The organism is Halomonas sp. CKK8, from assembly GCF_029625235.1.
GTDB lineage: Bacteria > Pseudomonadota > Gammaproteobacteria > Pseudomonadales > Halomonadaceae > Halomonas > Halomonas ventosae.
The window spans coordinates 326668-345230 of sequence record NZ_CP121193.1 but is presented as its reverse complement, the minus strand read 5'-3'; the positions used below and the strand labels follow the sequence as shown (position 1 = coordinate 345230).

Here is an 18563-nt window from a genome sequence, read left to right as displayed (position 1 = left end):
TTGCTCCGTGAAGATCGTCGGGAGTCGGCAAAGAAAGGGAAGACGCTCAGACCTTGGCGGTGCCGGCCAGCTGGCTGGCCTGGTCCTGCTCGTCTTCCTTGGCCCGCGGGCGCGCATGGCGGTGTTGCAGCTCGGGCTTGTCGGTCTTGGACAGCTCGACGTCGAACACCACCTCGGAGAAGGGACCGTCCATCTCGCGCTTGGCGATCTCGCCCTGCTCTTCGATGCGCTTGGCCGGCACCACCAGCTCCTCGCGGGTGGCGAAGGCGAAGTCATCGAAGGTGTAGGGGTCGCCGGCCAGGTTGATCTGGGTGGTCAGGTGCTGATGGCTCGGCGCGGAGACGAAGTAGTGGATATGCGCCGGACGCTCGCCGTGACGACCCAGGGACTTGAGCACCACGTCGGTGGGGGCACCTTCCGGCACGCCGTAGCCGGAGGGGATGATGCTGCGCGCGGTGTAGCGGCCTTCGCTGTCGGTGTAGATGGTGCGGCGCAGGTTGTACTCGCTCTGGGTCGTGTCGAAGAACGAGTAGCCGCCCTTGGAGTTGGCGTGCCAGATCTCGACCTTGGCGCCGGGAATCGGGGTGCCATCGACGTCACGCACCTGGCCGGTCAGCCACATGGCCTCGCCGTCCGTGTCCTGGCCGTCGTCCATGCGCGCGAAGCCCTCGGCTTCCGGGGCGCCGGCCACGTAGAGCGGGCCCTCGATGGTGCGCGGGGTGCCGCCGGTGCGCTGGGCCTCGGCGTCGGCCGCGTCCTGACGCATGTCGAGGAAGTGGTCGAAGCCCAGGCCCGGCGAGAGCAGGCCGAACTGGGTCTGGCTGCCCAGGGCGTTGAGCAGGTTGACGGCGGACCAGTACTCCTCCTCGCTGACGTCGAAGTCATCGATCAGCTTGAACAGGTCGGAGAGCAGGCGATGCATGATCTGCTTGGCGCGCTCGTTGCCGCCTTCCTGGTCGAAGCCGGCGACGGTCTTCAGAAAGTCCTGCACTTCGGGGGTGTCGAAAATCTTCACGGTCATGGTCATGCTCTCGTCGTTGTCGTTGTGCCCTGCGGTCACGTCAGGGGGTGCAAGGCCAGTGGTCGGGAGTCTCCGGATGCCTGACAGGCCACATCTCGAGGGAGGCGTTCTTGTTGTGGTAACTGGATTCTGGCCAGACGGCAGGATCCCCACCAATATCGTTTGAGTTCTCCTTCATACCTCAGAGGTATGGGCAGGGCAGCCGACATCTTCCCTTTTCTCGCCGGCGCTGCGATAACAATCTTAATAAAATCAGTTAATTGAAAGACATCCCTGAACTTGCTCCGCGATGACCGGGCGTTCTGACTTCGGCATGTCGGCCGTCCGCACCGGGAATGCGCCACCGCCGACGGTGCCTGCCGCGGCCGGTGCGGCTTGCTTAACGCCGGTTCAAGCTTCCAGGGGAGCGAAGGTTGAGACAAAAGGATAAGAGGTCGGCACGCTGGGGGCGGGAGGCGACCGGGCAAAAAAGGCCCGCGCTGCAGAAGCAGTCACGGACCAAGGAGGAAACAGCAGCAGCCTGGCGAGGGATCAGGGGGCGCAGGCCCCCCGACCGTCACGCCGAAGGTTCATGCGCGATCTGCTTGATGAACTCGAAGTCCTTGGTCTCGAAGATCAGCGAGATCGCCACGCCCAGCACCAGCGCCCAGAAGGAGGCGCCGATCTCGAGGATCTGCAGGCCAGACGTGGCGATGAGGAAGGAAAAGAGTGCCCCCATGGTGTGCTTCCTGCCCGCGAAGGCCATCGACAGGGCCGACGTCAGGACCCGCATCAGCGCCAAACCGGCGACGATGGCGATGAAGTAGCCCGGCATGGCCTTGATCAGGTCGAAGAAGTAGCCATAGAAGGGGCCGCAGATCACGAAGATCGCCCCGGCGATCACCGCCGCCACCCAGCGCCGATCCTGGTGGCCGGCTTCCGGCGAAGCGCAGATGCCGGTCATCGGCGCCGCGATGCAGGTGCTGTGGAGATTGAAGAAGGCCGAGATCATGGTGGCAAAGCCGTTCACCGCGGTGATGCCGTTAGCAGGCACCTCCTTGTAGCCCATGCCCTTGACCAGCCCCACGCCGGCGGGAGTCTCCATGCCGACCAGGATCAGGGCCAGGGGCAGCCCGTAGGCCAGGAAGGCTCCCATGGTGAACTCGGGCAAGACGAACGCCGGGAAGGTGATCGAGAACTCGATTCCCGACAGGTCGACGCCGGTCGCCATCAGGTAGAGGATGCCGGCCGCCATGGAGACGATGAGTGGCGGAATTCGCCGGAACAAGCGTGCCGAGAAGAAGAAGGTCAGGATCATGATCGACGCCGGCAGAATGGCGTTCTCCAGCGGCGAGACCATGTTGGTGCCGAACTTGAGCAGAATACCGGCGACCATGCCCATGACGATAGGCATCGGAATCAGCCGCATGACCATGCTCATCATCCCGGCCAGGCCGGCGACCAGCGAGATCGCACCGGCGATCAGCGTCGCCCCCAGGGCCGGCCCCAGCCCCACCTGGGGAATCACCGCCGCGAAGAGCAGCGCCCCCGGGATCGAGTTGGCCATCGGCAGGGGCAGCCGATAGTAGGCGGGCACCAGCAGGCCGAAGATGCCGTTGATCACGAAGTAGCTGATCACCCAGACCATGATGAAGGATGGGTCGAGGCCCGCGGCCGTGCCGGCGCTGATGTGGATGACCCCGGCGCTGAGGCCGAAGATCCCGGCGACCAGGCCGGCGCTGACATTGTCAGGCGACAGGTCGCGGATGAAGTCCGTGGGGAGGTGCTTGAAGCCCACCCCCTTCTCGATGTGTTTCACGATGTGCTCCAGGGGATTGTTGTCGTTGACATGGGAAGAGCGCTACGCCGGAGCCCCCTGGAAATGCCAGGGGGCGACGAGGTTCGGGCCCGGACGCTCCACGGAGGGAGCCACCTGGAAAAGAGGCAGCTAGCCGAGGTCACCGCCGGCCACGGGCAGGACGCTGCCGGTGATGTAGCTGGCGTCACTGGAGGCCATGAACAGGATCGGCGCGGCCATCTCGTCCAGGGTGCCGTAGCGGCCCATCAGGCAGCTCTGCTTGGTCTGGTCGATATGCGCCTGGAACCAGGCCTGCTCCTGCTCGTTGCGCGGCTCCGGCGTGCCCCGGGAGATCTTGCGCGGCGGTGCCTCGGTGCCACCGGGGGCGGTGGCCACGACCCGGATGCCATGCTCGGCATATTCGAAGGCCAGGGACGCCGTCATGGCGTTGACGCCACCCTTGGCCGCCGAGTAGGGAATCCGGTGGATACCGCGGGTCGCCGCCGAGGAGACGTTGACGATGACGCCACCGCCCTGCTCCACCATGGTCGGCAACACCGCACGACAGCACCACAGCGTCGGCATCAGCGAGCGGGTGATCTCAGCGGCGATCTCGGTCTCGCTGAACTCGGTGAACGGTTTGAAGTTAATCGCACCGCCCACGTTGTTGATCAGGATATCGATCCGGCCGAAGTGCTCAAGCGAGCGGTTCATCACCTCCTCGGCCCCTTCCCAGGTCTCCAGGTCGGCCTGCAGGGCGATGGCGTCCACGCCCTGTTCGCCAAGCTCGGCCACCACGTCATGGATCAGGTCGGAACGATCCACCAGAGCCAGGCGGGCGCACTCGGCACCGGCCCGCTCGGCGACTCGCCGCCCGATCCCCTGGGCGGCACCGGTGATTACCATGACCTTATCGGTGAAGCGACTCATGCCTTGCCCCCCGCCTCGTTGGGTGTGAACTTCTCGTAGTGGAAGCTCTGCGGCACAATGCCCTCCTTGTCGAAGTGCTTGAGCACGGCATCGACCATGGGCGGCGGGCCGCACAGGTAGACGTCGATATCGCCGTCATGCATCACCTCGGCATCCATGTGGTGGGTCACGTAGCCCTTGCGTGAATGGTCGCTTCCCTCATCCACCACCACGGTGGAGTAAGTGAAGTTCGGCAACTCCTTCGCGAAGTGCTCCAGGGCATCGACCTTGACCAGGTGGTCGTCCTTGTTGACGCCGTAGATCAGGTGGATCGGCTGCTCATGCTCACTGGACGTCCCTTCCGCCTTCTTCTGCACCAACAGCTCGAGCATGGAGAGGAAGGGCGCCAGGCCCGTGCCGCCGGCCAGCATCAGCACCGGACGCGTGACCTCGCGCAGGTAGAAGCTGCCCATCGGGCCGGTCAGGGCTAGCCGGTCCCCGACCTTGGCGCGCTCGGTCAGGTAGCCGCTCATCACCCCGTTGGGGATGTTGCGGATCAGGAAGGTCGCACGCCGATCCCCCGGCTTGGAGCTGAAGGAGTAGGAGCGATGCGCCTCGGTCCCGGGCACATCGATGTGGATGTACTGCCCCGGCAGGAAGGCCAGCGCGGCCTCGTCGTCCAGGTCCACCCCCAGTTCGATGCTGTCCTCGGAGAGCTGTTCGACCACGGCCAGGGTCCCTTCGAGCTTTCCCACCGCGGTCTTGCACAGGGCGGAGGCGACGGGTACCTGGATCACGCAGTCGGAGGACGGCACCATCTGGCAGGTCAGCACCTGGCCTTCGGCGGCCTCCTCGTCGGAGAGCGCCTCTTCCAGGTACTCATCCCCCATGTCGAATTCGCCCTGCTCACAGTGTCCCTTGCAGGTGCCGCAGACGCCGTCGGAGCAGTCCATGGGCAGGTTGACCTTCTGTCGATAGGCGGCGTCGAGGACCGTCTCCCCTTCCTTGCAGCCGATGAAGCGGGTGACGCCGTCCTCGAAGTTGAGGGCAATGGTGTAGCTCATGGTCGAATCTCCTCCCGCACCGGGTCAGATGTGATAGATGTCGATGACCTGGTGGATATAGTCGTTGTTCAGCACCACCGTCTTCTTCGTGATCAGCGGCGTCTCCCCCGATACGTCCAGGGTGTAGAAACAGGCACCAAAGAAGCTGTCGGTCTTCTTGTAGCGGTGGACGAGCGTGTGCCAGTTGAAGCGCAGTTCCACCCGGTCACCGTCCTCCTCGAGCACCTCGAGGTTGGTGATCTGGTGGGTGGTTCGCGGCTCCGGCGTGCTCGCCCCGCTGCGCTCGGTCTTGATCCGGTAGACCCGGTCCTCGAGCCCTTCGCGGTTCGGGTAGTAGATCAGCGAGATCTCGGCGTTCGGATCCCGGGTCAGCTGGTCGTCGTCGTCCCAGGCCGGCATCCAGAACACCGCGTCCTTGCTGTAGCACTCGAGCCACTCGTCCCACTGGCGGTCGTCGAGCAGGCGCGCCTCGCGGTACAGGAAGGCCTGGATGTCGTGATAGCTGATGCTCATGGTCTCTCTCCCTTGACAGGTCGCGGGTCGCTTAGGCGGACGCGGTGGCGATAAACTGGCTGCGTTCCTTGTCGATGGCGCGCAGCATCTCGTCGACCCAGTGCTTGTGGTGCAGCACGTAGAGGCCCTCGTCTTCCGGGGAGGCCCCGCTGAGCAGCGGCTTCATGCCGATCGCCTGGGCGTTCTCGTCGGCGCCCTCGATCCACTGCTTGGCGCCGCGCGACAGGTCGCTCCACTCGGAAAGCGCGCCGTTGTAGCCCTCCTGGCAGGCACGGAACTCCTCGAGGTCGTCCGGCGTGCCCATGCCCGAGACGTTGAAGAAGTCCTCGTACTGGCGAATGCGCACCCGGCGGTTCTCCGCGGACTCGCCCTTGGGCGCGAAGCAGTAGATGGTGACCTCGGTCTTGTCCACGGCGAGCGGACGCAGCACGCGGATCTGCGTGGAGAACTGGTCCATCAGGTAGACGTTGGGGTAGAGGCAGAGGTTGCGGGTCTGGTTGACGATGGAGTCGGCCCGCGCCTCGCCCAGCTCCTTCTCGATCCACTCCTTGTTGCTGTAGACCGGGCGCACCTCGGGGTTGAGCAGCCGGGTCCACAGCATCATGTGGCCGTTCTCGTAGGAGTAGAAGCCGCCCTGGCTCTTCGACCAGCCGTCGGCGTCCACCGCCTTGGTACCGCCGGCGTCGTAGTTGCGCCGCTCCATGGTCGAGGCGTAGTTCCAGTGCACCGAGCTCACGTGGTAGCCGTCGGCGCCGTTCTCGGCCTGCAGCTTCCAGTTGCCGGTGTAGGTGTACGACGAGGTGCCGCGCAGGATCTCCAGGCCTTCCGGCGCCTGGTCGACGATGTTGTCGATGATCTTGGTGGTCTCGCCCAGGTAGTCTTCCAGCAGCTGAACGTCGTCGCTTAGGCTGCCGAACAAGAAGCCCTTGTAGTTCTCGAAGCGTGGCAGGCGTGTGAGGTCGTGGGAGCCCTCCTGCTTGAAGCTATCCGGGTAGGCGCCGTTCTTCTCGTTCTTGGCCTTGAGCAGCGTGCCGTCGTTCTTGAAGGTCCAGCCGTGGAAGGGGCAGGTGAAGGTGCCCTTGTTGCCCTGCTTGCGACGGCACAGGGTGGCGCCGCGGTGGGCGCAGGCGTTGATCAGGCCGTGCAGCTCGCCCTGCTTGTCGCGGGTGATCACCACCGGTTGGCGGCCCATGGTCACGGTGACGTAGTCGCCCGGCTCGCTGACCTGGCTCTCGTGGGCCAGGAACAGCCAGTTGCCCTCGAAGATGTGCTTCATCTCCAGGTCGAAGAAGTCGCGGTCGGTGAACATGCTGCGGTGGCAGCGGAAGATGCCGTTGTCGGCGTCGTCGACGACGGCGCCGCGGACGCGCTCTTCGAGTTGGTCAAGCTTGCTGGTCATGATCCAGATCCTCGGTATCTTGTCGTATTGGTCCGGTGGGTCCAGGGGGCTCACCGAAGTCAAGGGAGTGTGTGCCGATTTAGACCTTGGCGGTGCCGGCCAGCTGGCTGGCCTGGTCCTGCTCGTCTTCCTTGGCCCGCGGGCGCGCATGGCGGTGCTGCAGCTCGGGCTTGTCGGTCTTGGACAGCTCGACGTCGAACACCACCTCGGAGAAGGGACCGTCCATCTCGCGCTTGGCGATCTCGCCCTGCTCTTCGATGCGCTTGGCCGGCACCACCAGCTCCTCGCGGGTGGCGAAGGCGAAGTCATCGAAGGTGTAGGGGTCGCCGGCCAGGTTGATCTGGGTGGTCAGGTGCTGATGGCCCGGCGCGGAGACGAAGTAGTGGATATGCGCCGGACGCTCGCCGTGACGACCCAGGGACTTGAGCACCACGTCGGTGGGGGCACCTTCCGGCACGCCGTAGCCGGAGGGGATGATGCTGCGCGCGGTGTAGCGGCCTTCGCTGTCGGTGTAGATGGTGCGGCGCAGGTTGTACTCGCTCTGGGTCGTGTCGAAGAACGAGTAGCCGCCCTTGGAGTTGGCGTGCCAGATCTCGACCTTGGCGCCGGGAATCGGGGTGCCATCGACGTCACGCACCTGGCCGGTCAGCCACATGGCCTCGCCGTCCGTGTCCTGGCCGTCGTCCATGCGCGCGAAGCCCTCGGCTTCCGGGGCGCCGGCCACGTAGAGCGGGCCCTCGATGGTGCGCGGGGTGCCGCCGGTGCGCTGGGCCTCGGCGTCGGCCGCGTCCTGACGCATGTCGAGGAAGTGGTCGAAGCCCAGGCCCGGCGAGAGCAGGCCGAACTGGGTCTGGCTGCCCAGGGCGTTGAGCAGGTTGACGGCGGACCAGTACTCCTCCTCGCTGACGTCGAAGTCATCGATCAGCTTGAACAGGTCGGAGAGCAGGCGATGCATGATCTGCTTGGCGCGCTCGTTGCCGCCTTCCTGGTCGAAGCCGGCGACGGTCTTCAGAAAGTCCTGCACTTCGGGGGTGTCGAAAATCTTCACGGTCATGGTCGGTTATCCTCGATCGTTATCTGCTGCTGACCCGCTGGCGGGAACTGGCGTGTTTCTACCGCGACTCAGGTGTCGTCATCACGGATGGAGGACGGGTGGCGGCACAGCGGCTTGACGCTGATCTCCATGTAGGGAAAGAGCGGCAGATTGCTGACCAGCTCCTGCAACTCGGCGTTGTCCTCGACGTCGAAGATGCTGACGTTCGAGTAGCTGCCGGCCACGCGCCACAGATGACGCCACTTGCCGGAGCGCTGCAGCTCCTGGGAGTAGGCCTTCTCGGTCGCCTTGATCTCGGCGGCCTGCTCGGCCGGCATGGACGGCGGCAGCTTGACGGTCATTTCCACCTGAAACAGCATGATGTTCTCCTCCTCTCTTCGGGACTGGCCCGATAACGATTGATGGCGACCCCGGTCCGGGCGAAATGCCGGCGGACCTACGGGCGCGCGTAGTGGGCCAGCTTGTCTTCGTCCAGGGTGATGCCGAGCCCCGCGCCCAGGGGCAGGTCGACACCGAACTCGCGGTAGTTGAGCGGCTCGGCGACGATGTCGTCCTTGAGCAGCAGCGGGCCGAACATCTCGGTGCCCCAGGCCATCTCGTCCTGTGTCGCCCAGGCGTGCAGCGAGGCGGCGGTGCCGATGGTGCCCTCGAGCAGGGTGCCGCCGTAGAGGCCGATGCCGGCGGCCTGGGCCACATGGGCCAGCTCCAGCACGCCGTGCAGCCCGCCGGACTTGGCGATCTTGAGGGCGAAGGCGCCGCTGAAGCCGCCCGCCACCAGGTCGAGCCCGTCGCGGGCGTCCTGCACCGCCTCGTCGGCCAGCATCGGCACGTTGAAGCGGTTGGCCAGGCGAATCAGGCCGGCATGCTCGCGGGCGGGAATGGCCTGCTCGATCAGCTCGATGCCCGCGTCCTGCAGCGCCTGGATGCCGCGCACCGCGGTGGGCTCGTCCCAGGCCTGGTTGACGTCGACCCGCACGCTTGCCCGGTCACCCAGGGCCTCCTTGATGGCGGCCACGTGGCGCACGTCCTGGTCCACCGGGTTGGCGCCGATCTTCAGCTTGAAGTCGCAGTGGCGACGCTGCTCGAGGCGCAACAGGGCCTCGTCGATGTCCTTGCGGGTATCGCCACTGGCCAGGGTCCAGAGCACCGGCAGGTGGGTCTGGCGGGCGCCGCCCAGCAGATCGGCCACGGAGAGGCCCAGGCGCTTGCCCTGGGCGTCGAGCAGCGCGGTCTCCAGCGCCGATTTGGCGATGGCGTTGCCGCGGGCATGGCGGTTCAGCCGGGCACGCAATGCATGGACGTTGCCCGAGGGCTGGCCGACCAGCAGCGGCGCCAGGTAGGTGTCGATGTTGGTCTTGATGCTTTCGGGACTCTCGGGGCCATAGGCCAGCCCGCCGATGGTGGTGCCCTCGCCGAGGCCCTCGATGCCATCGCTGTGACGCATCCGCACGATGACCATGGTCTGGCAGGCCATGGTGGTCATGGAGAGCTTGTGCGGGCGGATGGTCGGCAGGTCGACCAGCAGCGTCTCGATGCTTTGAATCACGGGTGACATGGGGGGGCTCCGAAGTCCGGGAATCTGGTGATTGCATGGCAGTTTGATTGCAGCGGGAAGACCGAACCAATATTGTTTGGGTGCCCTGCCATACCCAGGAGGTATCATGGAACTGCGCCACCTCAGGTACTTCTGCGTGGTCGCCGAGGAGCTGAACCTCACCTGTGCCGCCGAGCGGCTGCACATGTCACAGCCGCCTTTATCCCGTCAGATCAAGCAGTTGGAGAAGGAGGTCGGGGCCGAACTGTTCGAGCGCGGCTCCCGTGGTCTGCGCCTGACCACCACCGGGCAGTTCTTCCGGCAGCACGCCATCCAGATACTCGAGAAGGTGGACGCCACCCTGGAGGCCACCCGGCGCATGGCCCGCAGCAAGCGCGTCATGTTCGGCATCGGCTTCGTGCCGTCGGTGTTCTATGGCCAGCTGCCGCTGCTGGTCCGCGACTTACGACAAAAGGATAATGTCGAACTGAGCCTGGCCGAGCTGACCACGGTGCAGCAGATCCAGGCCCTGAAGGCGGGTCGTATCGACATGGGCTTCGGTCGCCTCAGGATCGACGACCCGGACGTGGAACAGGAGGTGCTGTTCGACGAGCCACTGATGGCGGTGGTGCCGACCGGCCACCCGCTGGAAGGCACCACCCCGACCCTCGAGCAGCTCGCCCGCTACCCGCTGATCCTGTTTCCCGCCAAGCCACGCCCCAGCATGGCCGACATGGTACTCGGGCTCTTCCGCCGCCAGGCGCTGAAGGTGGAGGTGGTGCAGGAGGCCAACGAGCTGCAGACGGCGCTGGGCCTGGTGGCCTCGGATATCGGCATCAGCCTGGTGCCGGAGCAGGTGCGCCGCGTGCAGCGCGACGGCATCAGCTATGTCTACCTCGCCGACAGCAGCATCACCACGCCCGTCATCTGCAGCCGCCGCCGCGGGGAAGCCCCCTCCCCGGTGATGCAGGAGGCCAACGCCATCCTCGAGGTACTGGTGGAGAACCGCCGCAGCGGCCGCTATCCCTGAGGCGCCGGCACCATGCCGGCGAGGCCCGGCCGCCGGTGACCGCCCACGAAAGGACCCGGGCCACCGGGCCCGGGTCTCGAGGTGATGCTGGCGAAGGGTCGCGCTACTCCAGCGACTCGTAGGGCAGCCCCACGTAGTTCTCGGCGATGGTGGTCAGCCCCGCCTCGGAGCTGGTCACGTAGTCCAGTTCGGCCTGCTGCATGCGGGTGGCGAAGTCCTCCTCCTCGGAGAACTTGTGCAGCATGGAGGTCATCCACCAGGAGAAGCGCTCGGCCTTCCAGATGCGCTTGAGGCAGGTCTCGGAGTAGTTGGGGATCAGGTCGGTGCGTCCCTCCTGGTAGACCTTGACCATCAGCCGGTAGAGGGTGTTAACGTCGCTGGCGGCCAGGTTGAGCCCCTTGGCGCCGGTGGGCGGCACGATATGCGCGGCGTCCCCCACCAGGAAGAGGCGCCCGTACTGCATGGGCTCGACCACGAAGCTGCGCAGCGGCGCGATGCTCTTCTCGATGGAGGGCCCGGTCACTAGCTTCTCGGCTACCTCATCGGGGATGCGGCGCTTGAGCTCCTCCCAGAAGCGCTCGTCGGACCACTCTTCCACCTTCTCGTCCAGGCCCACCTGGATGTAATAGCGGCTGCGGGTCGAGGAACGCATGCTGCACAGGGCGAAGCCACGCTCGTGACGGGCATAGATCAGCTCCTCGGCCACCGGCGGGGTGTCGGCGAGCAGGCCCAGCCAGCCGAAGGGGTAGACCTTCTCGAACTCCTTGATGCGCCCCTCGGGGATCGACTTGCGCGAGATGCCGTGGAAGCCATCACAGCCGGCTACGTAGTCGCACTCCAGGCGATGGGTCTCGCCATCCCTCTCGAAGGTGACATAGGGGCGGTCGGTCTCGAGGTCATGGGGCTGGACGTTATCCGCCTCGTAGAGGGTCGTGCCCCCTGCGGCCTCGCGAGCCTCCATCAGGTCGCGGGTCACCTCGGTCTGGCCGTAGACCATCACCGTCTTGCCGCCGGTGAGCCCGGCCAGGTCGACGCGCACGCGGCGATTGTCCAGGGCCAGCTCGACGCCGTCGTGGACTTCGCCCTCCTCGTCCATGCGCTTGTCGACACCCGCCTCGCGCAGCAGGTCGACCATGCCCTGCTCCAGCACGCCGGCACGGATACGGCTCAGCACGTACTCGCCGGACTTGCGCTCGAGGATGACGTTGTCGATGCCCTGGCGGCTGAGCAGCTGGCCGAGCAGCAGGCCCGAGGGGCCGGCGCCGATGATCGCGACCTGTGTCTTCATGGGGAGACTCCGTTGTCAGGCAATGGTGAACATCTGTTCGCTATGTGGATTGTATTTTTCACTGAAATCCACGCCCATATAAGGCAATATCGGCAGAGTTAATTGGACAATCTCAATACCCATGGCCGACTTTAGTCGTAAAGCGCTGACCGGAGGCCCCATGTCCACCACTGCCGTTCCCGTCTTCAAGCTGTATGGCGAGACGCGCCACTGGCCGACGCCGGACCTGCTCCACTGGGAATCGATTCCCGAACGCAGCCGGCTGCACGACTGGAAGATCCACCCCCATCGCCATACCGACCTGCTTCACCTGCTCCACCTCTCCTCGGGTCGCGTCAGCCTGGAGCTGGAGGGGAGCCTGCACGCCCATGATGCCCCCCTGGTCATCGTGGTGCCTGCCATGAGCATTCATGGCTTCCATTTCTCGCCGGATACCCAGGGGCATATCATCACGCTGGCAAGCCCCTTGGCCGAGCGGCTGGAGGAGCGCCTGGGCGGCCAGGCCGAGGTGCTGTCACGGGCCACCGCACACCCTCTCGAGGGAACCCGGCAGGCCGGGCGTATCGCCACCCTGGTGGATCAGCTCGGGGAGGAGTATCGCCACCCTGCCCCCGGCCGCGAGCGGTTGCTGGAGGCGTTCGCCGAGGCACTGTTCATCGAGATCTCGCGCCTCGCGGAGCGGCCGACTGCCGTCGGCAGCGCCCGACTCCCCCAGCCCAGGCAGCGAGGGCTGGCCCATCTGCAGAACTACCAGGCGTTGATCGAGAAGCAGTTTCGCCAGCAGCCCAGCATCGAGCGGTTCGCCGAGCAGCTGGGCATGACCAGCGCCCACCTCAACCTGCTGTGCCGGCGACTGGCCGACCGCAGCGCCCTGCAGCTGCTCCATGAGCGCCTGCTGCTCGAGGCCAAGCGCCAGCTCACCTACACCAACATGACCATCGGCCAGGTCGCCGACAGCCTGGGCTTCTCGGAACCCGCCTACTTCACCCGCTTCTTCAAGCGACTCACCGGCCTCTCGCCCCGGGACTTCCGCCGGCGCCAGCCGGAGGCCTACCCTTGATACGACGGCGCCTCCGAACGCCATGGCGTCGGGGGCACCGTCAAGGCAGCCGGCGGATGCCGCTCAGAGCAGGAACAGGGTGGTCAGCACCGGGAAGGCGATCAGCAGCGCCAGGCGCAGGAAGTCCGAGACGATGAAGGGCGCGACGCCCCTGAAGATCTCGCCTAGCCCCACGTGGGGCGCCATGGCCTTGATCACGAAGACGTTCATGCCCACCGGCGGGGTGATCAGCCCCAATTCCACGGTCAGCACGGTGATGATGCCGAACCATACCGGGTCGATGCCCAGCGACTGGATGATCGGGAACACCACCGGCACCGTGATCACCAGCATGGCGATCGCGTCCATGAACATCCCCAGCACGAAGTAGAGCAGCAGGATGCACAGCACCACCACGATCGGCGCCAGCTCCATACCGTAGAGGAAGTCGGTGATCGAGAAGGAGATCCGCGATACCGAGATGAAGTAGCCCAGGGTCTCGGCCCCCACCAGCATGAAGAACACCACCGCGGAGAGCGCCAGGGTCTCCTGCACGCTGCGCCACAGCTCGGCCCCGCGCATGCCCTTGGCGAGGGCGTAGAGCAGGGTGGCGAAGGCGCCGACGCTGGCCCCCTCGGTGGGGGTGAAGGCGCCGAAGTAGATGCCCAGGATCATCACCAGGAAGACCGCGAAGAAGGGCACCAGGCCGGTCATCGAGGCCAGCTTCTCTCGCCATGACGTCGGCTCGCCGGCCACCGCCAGCGAGGGCTTGAGGCGCATCACCACGGTCACCGTGAGCGCATACATCACCAGTCCCATCAGCCCCGGCACCAGGCCGGCCATGAACATGTCGCCCACCGACTGTTCGGTGAGGATGGCGTAGATCAGCAGCGCGATGGAGGGCGGGATCATGATCCCCAGGGTGCCGCCGGCCGCCAATGCGCCGGTGGCCAGGCCGCGGTTATAGCCGTAGCGCTCCATCTCCGGCAGGGCGACCCGGGTCATGGTGCTGGCAGTGGCCAGCGACGAGCCGGAGATCGCCGAGAAGATCCCGCAAGAGCCCACGGCCGCGATAGCCAACCCGCCCTTCCAGCCACCACAGATGGTGCGTGCCGAGAGGAACAGCTTGCCGGCCATGCCGGAGTGCGCCGCCAGCACCCCCATCAGGATGAACATCGGCACGGCGCTGAAGCTGTAGTTGGAGAGCACCTCCACCGGCACGGTCTTGAGCTGGGCGATGGCCGCGCTCCAGCTGATCACCTGGGCGAAGCCCACCACCCCGACGATCAGCATGGTCAGCGCCACCGGTACCCGCAGCACCATCAGCACCAGCAGCAGGCCCAGGCCGATGGCCCCGATCATCTCACTCGACAGATCAATCCCCACTGGAGACCTCCCCCTCGGCACCGAAGACGGCACTCAGCACGGCATGGACCAGGCTGCGCAGTCCCAGCAGCAGGCTGAGCACGGCGGCCGCATGGTAGATGGGCCCCATGGGAATCCGCAGGTCCTGGGTCACCTCGCCATGGCGGGCCGCCGCACTGGCGGAGTCCAGCAGGCCGAGGAAGAGAATCAGGCCGAGTGCCGTGAACCCCAGCAGGTAGACGCCATGCAGGCGGTTCTTGATACCGGGCGACAGGCCATGGGAGAAGGCCTCCACCACCACCTGGCTCCTCTCCACGTTGGCGGCCATGGCCGCCAGCAGGGAGAAGAGCATCAGATAGCTGACCAGCTCCACGCTGCCGGAGACGCGCAGGGCGATGGCCCCCTCGGTGACCCGGTAGAGATAGCGGGTGCCGACGTCGGCGATGGTCACCCCCAGCAGCGCCACCAGGGCGATGCCCGCGACGAGCTTGCACAATAGGGCCAGCCACTGGCTGGCCCGTTCCAGGGTGGACTGCATGCCCCCTTACCCCTGCTCGGTGGCACATGACTCGCTGGCGGCGAGCGCCGCCTCGTAGACCTCTCGACCCGGCAGGCCGCGCTCCTCGAGCCGGGTCAGGTAGCTCTCGATGCCGTCCTGAAGCGGCTTCTGCCAGTCCTGATGCGAAAGCGGTTCCTCGATCTCGCGGATGGTGTGGCCGGCGTCCCTGGCCTCCTGCTTGCCTTCCACGTCCAGGCGGTCGAACACCTCGCCGGCATTCCCGGCCCACTTCATGCCGGCGTTGGCGTCGATCACCGCCTGCTGTTCGGGGCTCAGGTTGTCATAGGCGCGCTGGTTCATGGTGGCCACGAAGATCAGGGTGTAGAACGGCACCTCGGTGTGGTACTCGACCAGCTCGTTGATGCGGAAGCCCTTCAGCCCCTCCCAGGGAAAGCTCAGGCCATCGATCACGCCGCGTTGCATGGCGGTATAGATGTCCGGGGCCGGCATGCCCACGGGGCTCGCCCCCATGTTCTCGAGCATTTCCCCCGCCACCGCGGTGGGGCGACGGATGCGCAACCCCTCGAGGTCGGACGGCACCTGCACATCGGTGTCGATGGTATGGATGCCCCCGGGGCCGGTGGTAAAGAAGAACAGTGGACGGGTGTCCTCATATTCGCTCTCCAGGTGCCCCTCGTCATACAGGGTCTGCAGCACGCAGGCACCCTGGGTCGCCGTGGTCGCCACCCCGGGAAGTTCGACGATCTGCGACAGCGGGAAGCGCCCGGCGGTATAGCCCTGGGCGGTGGCCCCGATATCGGCGATGCCGTTGGCCGCCGCCTCGTAGATGGAGTCGGGCTTGGCCAGGGTGCCGGAGGGGAACATCTCGACCCGGAGCTCACCATCGGACTCCTCCTCGAGGGTGGCCGCCCACGCCTCGAAGATCTCCTGGTTGACGCCCGAGGCGCCCGGCCAGAAGTGGGCCATGCGCAGGGTGGTGGCCGACTGGGCAGAAGCGGCGCCCAGGCCGGCGATGGACGCGGCCAGCAGGCAGGCGGTGAACTTGGTCTTCATCGTGATCCTCCGGTGTTCTTAGTCGTTTTTGTACCGATGTTCGCATAGTGAACATGGGTTCGCGCCATAGGTGGAAGGTAAACCACCCCGGCGATAACGTAAAACGACTTTGGTCTTAGCTGGGCGCCTGCCTGCCGGCCGCTGCCCCCTCGCCTGGGTTTTACTTCCGCGGCCTATCCCGACAGGGAGGGAACCCCACGTCGAGACCGCCGCTGCCCCTATGCCAAGTACAGGGGCCAGCCCATCCCGCCCCCGCCTAGCCACATCGGTCTCTTCTTCTGGTACTCACGACTCGCATACTGACGCCCTCCTGACGCCACAGAGCATTCAGGGAAGATGATGTCGAGCGCACCTTACACACAAAAGTGCACGATAATGCATTATCGGAACCCTACCGGACTGGCTAGACGCCTCCAAGCAGAGCACTGTTTTCTTTGATTTTAACAATGATCTTCTACTAAAGGCGTACCCATGCTCGGCTTGCCACTCCACAGATATGCATTATAGTGCATTTCTGTCAGCACGATGATGCCCACCGCAGCCGGGCATCACAAGCCTCCGCATCCACGACACCACAATAATCCTTCGGCGAGACCATCCCTCGTCACACCGGAGCCAGCCCTATGCAAGACACACCGGTGCAGTCCCCTTTCCACTATCGGCGCCCCATCCGCTGGGGTGACACCGATGCCGCCGGCATCGTGTACACGGCGCACTATTTCGATATCTGCATGGAATCTATCGAGGGCTGGTTCCTCGAGGTCTTCGAGTTCGACTGGTTCTCCATGAGCCAGGATCAAGGCATCGGCTCCCCCTTCGTGCATGCTGAAGTGGACTTCCATGCCCCTCTGACCCCCCGCGACACGCTGCTTGTCCGCGTAGATGTGGAGCGGTTGGGCAACAGCTCCTTGAGCCTCAGGCTTACGGGTCTTCGTGAGCATGAGCATCAGCGCACTTTTACGGGTCACTTCACATGCTGCTTCAACGACCTGAATTCCTTCACCAAGATCTCGATCCCTCAAGAACTACGACACCGGATCGAAACGTACCAGCGTCGTTGCACCGACTGAGTCCCTGTCCCTGACGACCAGCACATCAAAAACAAGGCAACCACAGGAGTCACCATGAACGGTTTCACCGCCTCCGCCAACAAGCCGATGTTCGCCGAGCCGCGTGTCCTCATGGACAAGCGGGACGATGGCAGCATCCTGCTACAGTCCGCCATCTCGCTGGACGATCACTACGCCCGCTGCGTCGGCGAGTGGCTCGAGCACTGGGCCCGAGAGGCCCCCGAGCGCACCTGGCTCGCCCAGCGCGGTGCCGACGATGAGTGGCAGAGGATCACCTACGGCGAGGCCCGCCAACGCGTGATCGCCATCGCCAGCTGGCTGCTGACCCAGGAGCTGTCGACTGAGCGACCGGTAATGATCCTGTCGGACAACAGCATCGATCATGCGCTACTGATGGTTGCCGCGATGCATATCGGCGTGCCCGCCAGCTCCATCTCGCCGGGCAACTCCCTGATGTCGACAGACTACGCCAAGCTCAGGGGAAATATCGAGCTGCTGCGTCCCGGCGTGATCTACGCCGATCCCATCGAGAAGTTCCGCCCGGCGCTGGAAGCCGTGGCCGACCTGCATGACGCCACCCTGGTGGCAGGCAGTAAGAGCAGCGATCTCATGGCAGGCAGCGTGGCGTTCGCCGACACCGAGGCCAGGAGCGACGAGGCGGCGGTGATGGCAGCCTTCCATGCGATCACCCCGGACACCATCGCCAAGTTCCTGTTCACCTCAGGCTCGGTAGGCGTGCCCAAGGCGGTCCCGAACACTCATCGCATGCTGTGCTCCAACCAGAAGGCCAAGGAGCAGGTCTGGCCAATGCTCGCCGAGGAGCCGCCGGTGCTGCTCGACTGGCTGCCCTGGAGCCATACCTTCGGTGGCAACCACAACTTCAACCTGATCCTGCGCTGGGGCGGGTCCCTCTATCTTGATGACGGCAAGCCGACACCCGCGTTGATCGAGAAGACCGCGCGCAACCTCAGGGAGGTCTCACCGACCCTCTATTTCAGCGTGCCACGTGCCTACGACATGCTGGTGCCGCTACTCCGCGAGGACGACACCCTGCGCGAGGGGTTCTTCAGCCGTCTCAAGCTGGTGTTCTATGCCGCCGCCGCCCTGCCCCACCACCTGTGGACGGCGCTGGAGGAGATGGCCCACGCCACCACCGGCCAGGAGATCATGGTGGTCTCGTCCTGGGGCTCCACCGAGACCGCCCCGATCTGCACCGACTGCCATTTCAACGCCACCCGTTCAGGAGTGATCGGCGTGCCGATCCCGGGTACCACGCTCAAGCTGGTGCCCGGTGCCGACAAGCTGGAGGTTCGCGTTAAGGGCCCCAACGTCTTCTCCGGTTACTGGAAGCAAGCGGAGCTCTCTGCCGGCGCCTTCGACGACGAGGGCTACTACATGATCGGCGACGCCGTGGAGTTCGTGGATCCCGCACGCCCCGAGCTGGGGCTGCTGTTTGACGGCCGAGTCGGCGAGGACTTCAAGTTACTGACCGGCACCTGGGTCCATGTGGGAAGCCTGCGCATGGCCGGCCTCGAGGCCATCGCCCCGGTCGGTCAGGACATCGTGGTGACCGGCCACGACCGCGACGAGATCGGTTTACTGATCTTCCCCCACCCCGAAGAATGGCGCCGCCTCTGCCCGGACCTGCCGGCTGACACCCCACTGGAGACACTGGTGGAACGCCCGGAAATCATCGAGCACGTGCGTGAGGGGCTCGCGGCCCTCAAGGCCCAGGGCGGCGGCAGCTCCACCTATGCCACACGCGCCCTGCTGATGAGCGAGCCCCCCTCCGCGGAGGCCGGCGAGATCACCGACAAGGGTTATATCAATCAGCGCATGGTGCTGAACCGCCGCGCCGAGCTGGTCGAGGCGCTATATGCCGAGACGCCGGACCCGCGCGTCATCACCCTGCCCCAATGACATGCCG

Annotated in this window: 17 protein-coding genes; 4 read left to right on the top strand and 13 right to left on the bottom strand. The window is 65.3% G+C overall.

From position 1 onward, the window contains the following. Positions 1–46 precede the first annotated feature (46 nt). The 9 genes from catA (P8934_RS01655) to P8934_RS01615 form a co-directional block, all read right to left on the bottom strand. Positions 47–1021, bottom strand: coding sequence for a catechol 1,2-dioxygenase (gene catA, locus P8934_RS01655; protein WP_278032621.1), 975 nt, complete (start codon positions 1019–1021; stop codon positions 47–49). Between the two features lie 556 nt (positions 1022–1577). Then, the gene (locus P8934_RS01650) at positions 1578–2819 is read right to left on the bottom strand and encodes a benzoate/H(+) symporter BenE family transporter (protein ID WP_278032620.1); all 1242 of its coding nucleotides are present in this window, start codon (positions 2817–2819) and stop codon (positions 1578–1580) included. Between the two features lie 129 nt (positions 2820–2948). Further along, positions 2949–3728, bottom strand: a complete 780-nt coding sequence (gene benD, locus P8934_RS01645; protein WP_278032619.1) for a benzoate diol dehydrogenase BenD — start codon at positions 3726–3728, stop codon at positions 2949–2951. Further along, entirely contained in the window at positions 3725–4771 is a 1047-nt protein-coding gene (gene benC / locus P8934_RS01640) for a benzoate 1,2-dioxygenase electron transfer component BenC (RefSeq protein ID WP_278032618.1), read from the bottom strand. Before benC ends, benD begins: the two co-directional genes overlap by 4 nt. 24 nt (positions 4772–4795) lie before the next feature. Beyond that, positions 4796–5284 (bottom strand): benzoate 1,2-dioxygenase small subunit, encoded by a 489-nt coding sequence (benB, locus tag P8934_RS01635; RefSeq protein WP_278032617.1) that lies wholly within the window; start codon positions 5282–5284, stop codon positions 4796–4798. A gap of 31 nt (positions 5285–5315) precedes the next feature. After that, complete coding sequence (locus tag P8934_RS01630; protein WP_278032616.1) at positions 5316–6683, bottom strand: Rieske 2Fe-2S domain-containing protein; 1368 nt, start codon at positions 6681–6683, stop codon at positions 5316–5318. Positions 6684–6762: 79 nt separating this feature from the next. Further along, positions 6763–7737, bottom strand: coding sequence for a catechol 1,2-dioxygenase (gene catA / locus P8934_RS01625; protein ID WP_278032615.1), 975 nt, complete (start codon positions 7735–7737; stop codon positions 6763–6765). A 68-nt stretch (positions 7738–7805) separates the two neighbouring features. After that, positions 7806–8096, bottom strand: coding sequence for a muconolactone Delta-isomerase (catC, locus tag P8934_RS01620; protein ID WP_278032614.1), 291 nt, complete (start codon positions 8094–8096; stop codon positions 7806–7808). Between the two features lie 77 nt (positions 8097–8173). Next, positions 8174–9292, bottom strand: a complete 1119-nt coding sequence (locus P8934_RS01615) for a muconate/chloromuconate family cycloisomerase (RefSeq protein WP_278032613.1) — start codon at positions 9290–9292, stop codon at positions 8174–8176. Positions 9293–9398: 106 nt separating this feature from the next. Between P8934_RS01615 and P8934_RS01610 the strand changes: the two genes are divergently transcribed. After that, a complete protein-coding gene (locus P8934_RS01610; RefSeq protein ID WP_278032612.1) occupies positions 9399–10301 on the top strand; it encodes a LysR family transcriptional regulator in 903 nt (300 codons plus the stop codon). Between the two features lie 103 nt (positions 10302–10404). Here P8934_RS01610 and pobA read toward each other — a convergent pair whose 3' ends face one another. Further along, positions 10405–11589, bottom strand: a complete 1185-nt coding sequence (pobA, locus tag P8934_RS01605; protein ID WP_278032611.1) for a 4-hydroxybenzoate 3-monooxygenase — start codon at positions 11587–11589, stop codon at positions 10405–10407. A gap of 160 nt (positions 11590–11749) precedes the next feature. Between pobA and P8934_RS01600 the strand changes: the two genes are divergently transcribed. Further along, a complete protein-coding gene (locus tag P8934_RS01600) occupies positions 11750–12649 on the top strand; it encodes a helix-turn-helix domain-containing protein (protein WP_278032610.1) in 900 nt (299 codons plus the stop codon). A gap of 63 nt (positions 12650–12712) precedes the next feature. Here the strand turns inward: P8934_RS01600 and P8934_RS01595 are convergent, their stop codons facing one another. The 3 genes from P8934_RS01595 to P8934_RS01585 are packed head-to-tail and all read right to left on the bottom strand — an operon-like array spanning position 12713 to position 15566. Beyond that, a complete protein-coding gene (locus P8934_RS01595; protein ID WP_278033984.1) occupies positions 12713–14002 on the bottom strand; it encodes a TRAP transporter large permease in 1290 nt (429 codons plus the stop codon). 1 nt (position 14003) lies between these two features. Then, on the bottom strand, positions 14004–14531 hold the full coding sequence (locus P8934_RS01590; RefSeq protein WP_278032609.1) for a TRAP transporter small permease subunit: 528 nt from the start codon (positions 14529–14531) through the stop codon (positions 14004–14006). Between the two features lie 6 nt (positions 14532–14537). Next, on the bottom strand, positions 14538–15566 hold the full coding sequence (locus P8934_RS01585; protein ID WP_278032608.1) for a TRAP transporter substrate-binding protein: 1029 nt from the start codon (positions 15564–15566) through the stop codon (positions 14538–14540). A 623-nt stretch (positions 15567–16189) separates the two neighbouring features. Here P8934_RS01585 and P8934_RS01580 point away from each other — a divergent pair. Together P8934_RS01580 and P8934_RS01575 are read left to right on the top strand one after the other, a co-directional pair. After that, the gene (locus P8934_RS01580; RefSeq protein WP_278032607.1) at positions 16190–16636 is read left to right on the top strand and encodes a thioesterase family protein; all 447 of its coding nucleotides are present in this window, start codon (positions 16190–16192) and stop codon (positions 16634–16636) included. A gap of 54 nt (positions 16637–16690) precedes the next feature. After that, on the top strand, positions 16691–18556 hold the full coding sequence (locus P8934_RS01575) for a feruloyl-CoA synthase (protein WP_278032606.1): 1866 nt from the start codon (positions 16691–16693) through the stop codon (positions 18554–18556). Positions 18557–18563 lie beyond the last annotated feature (7 nt).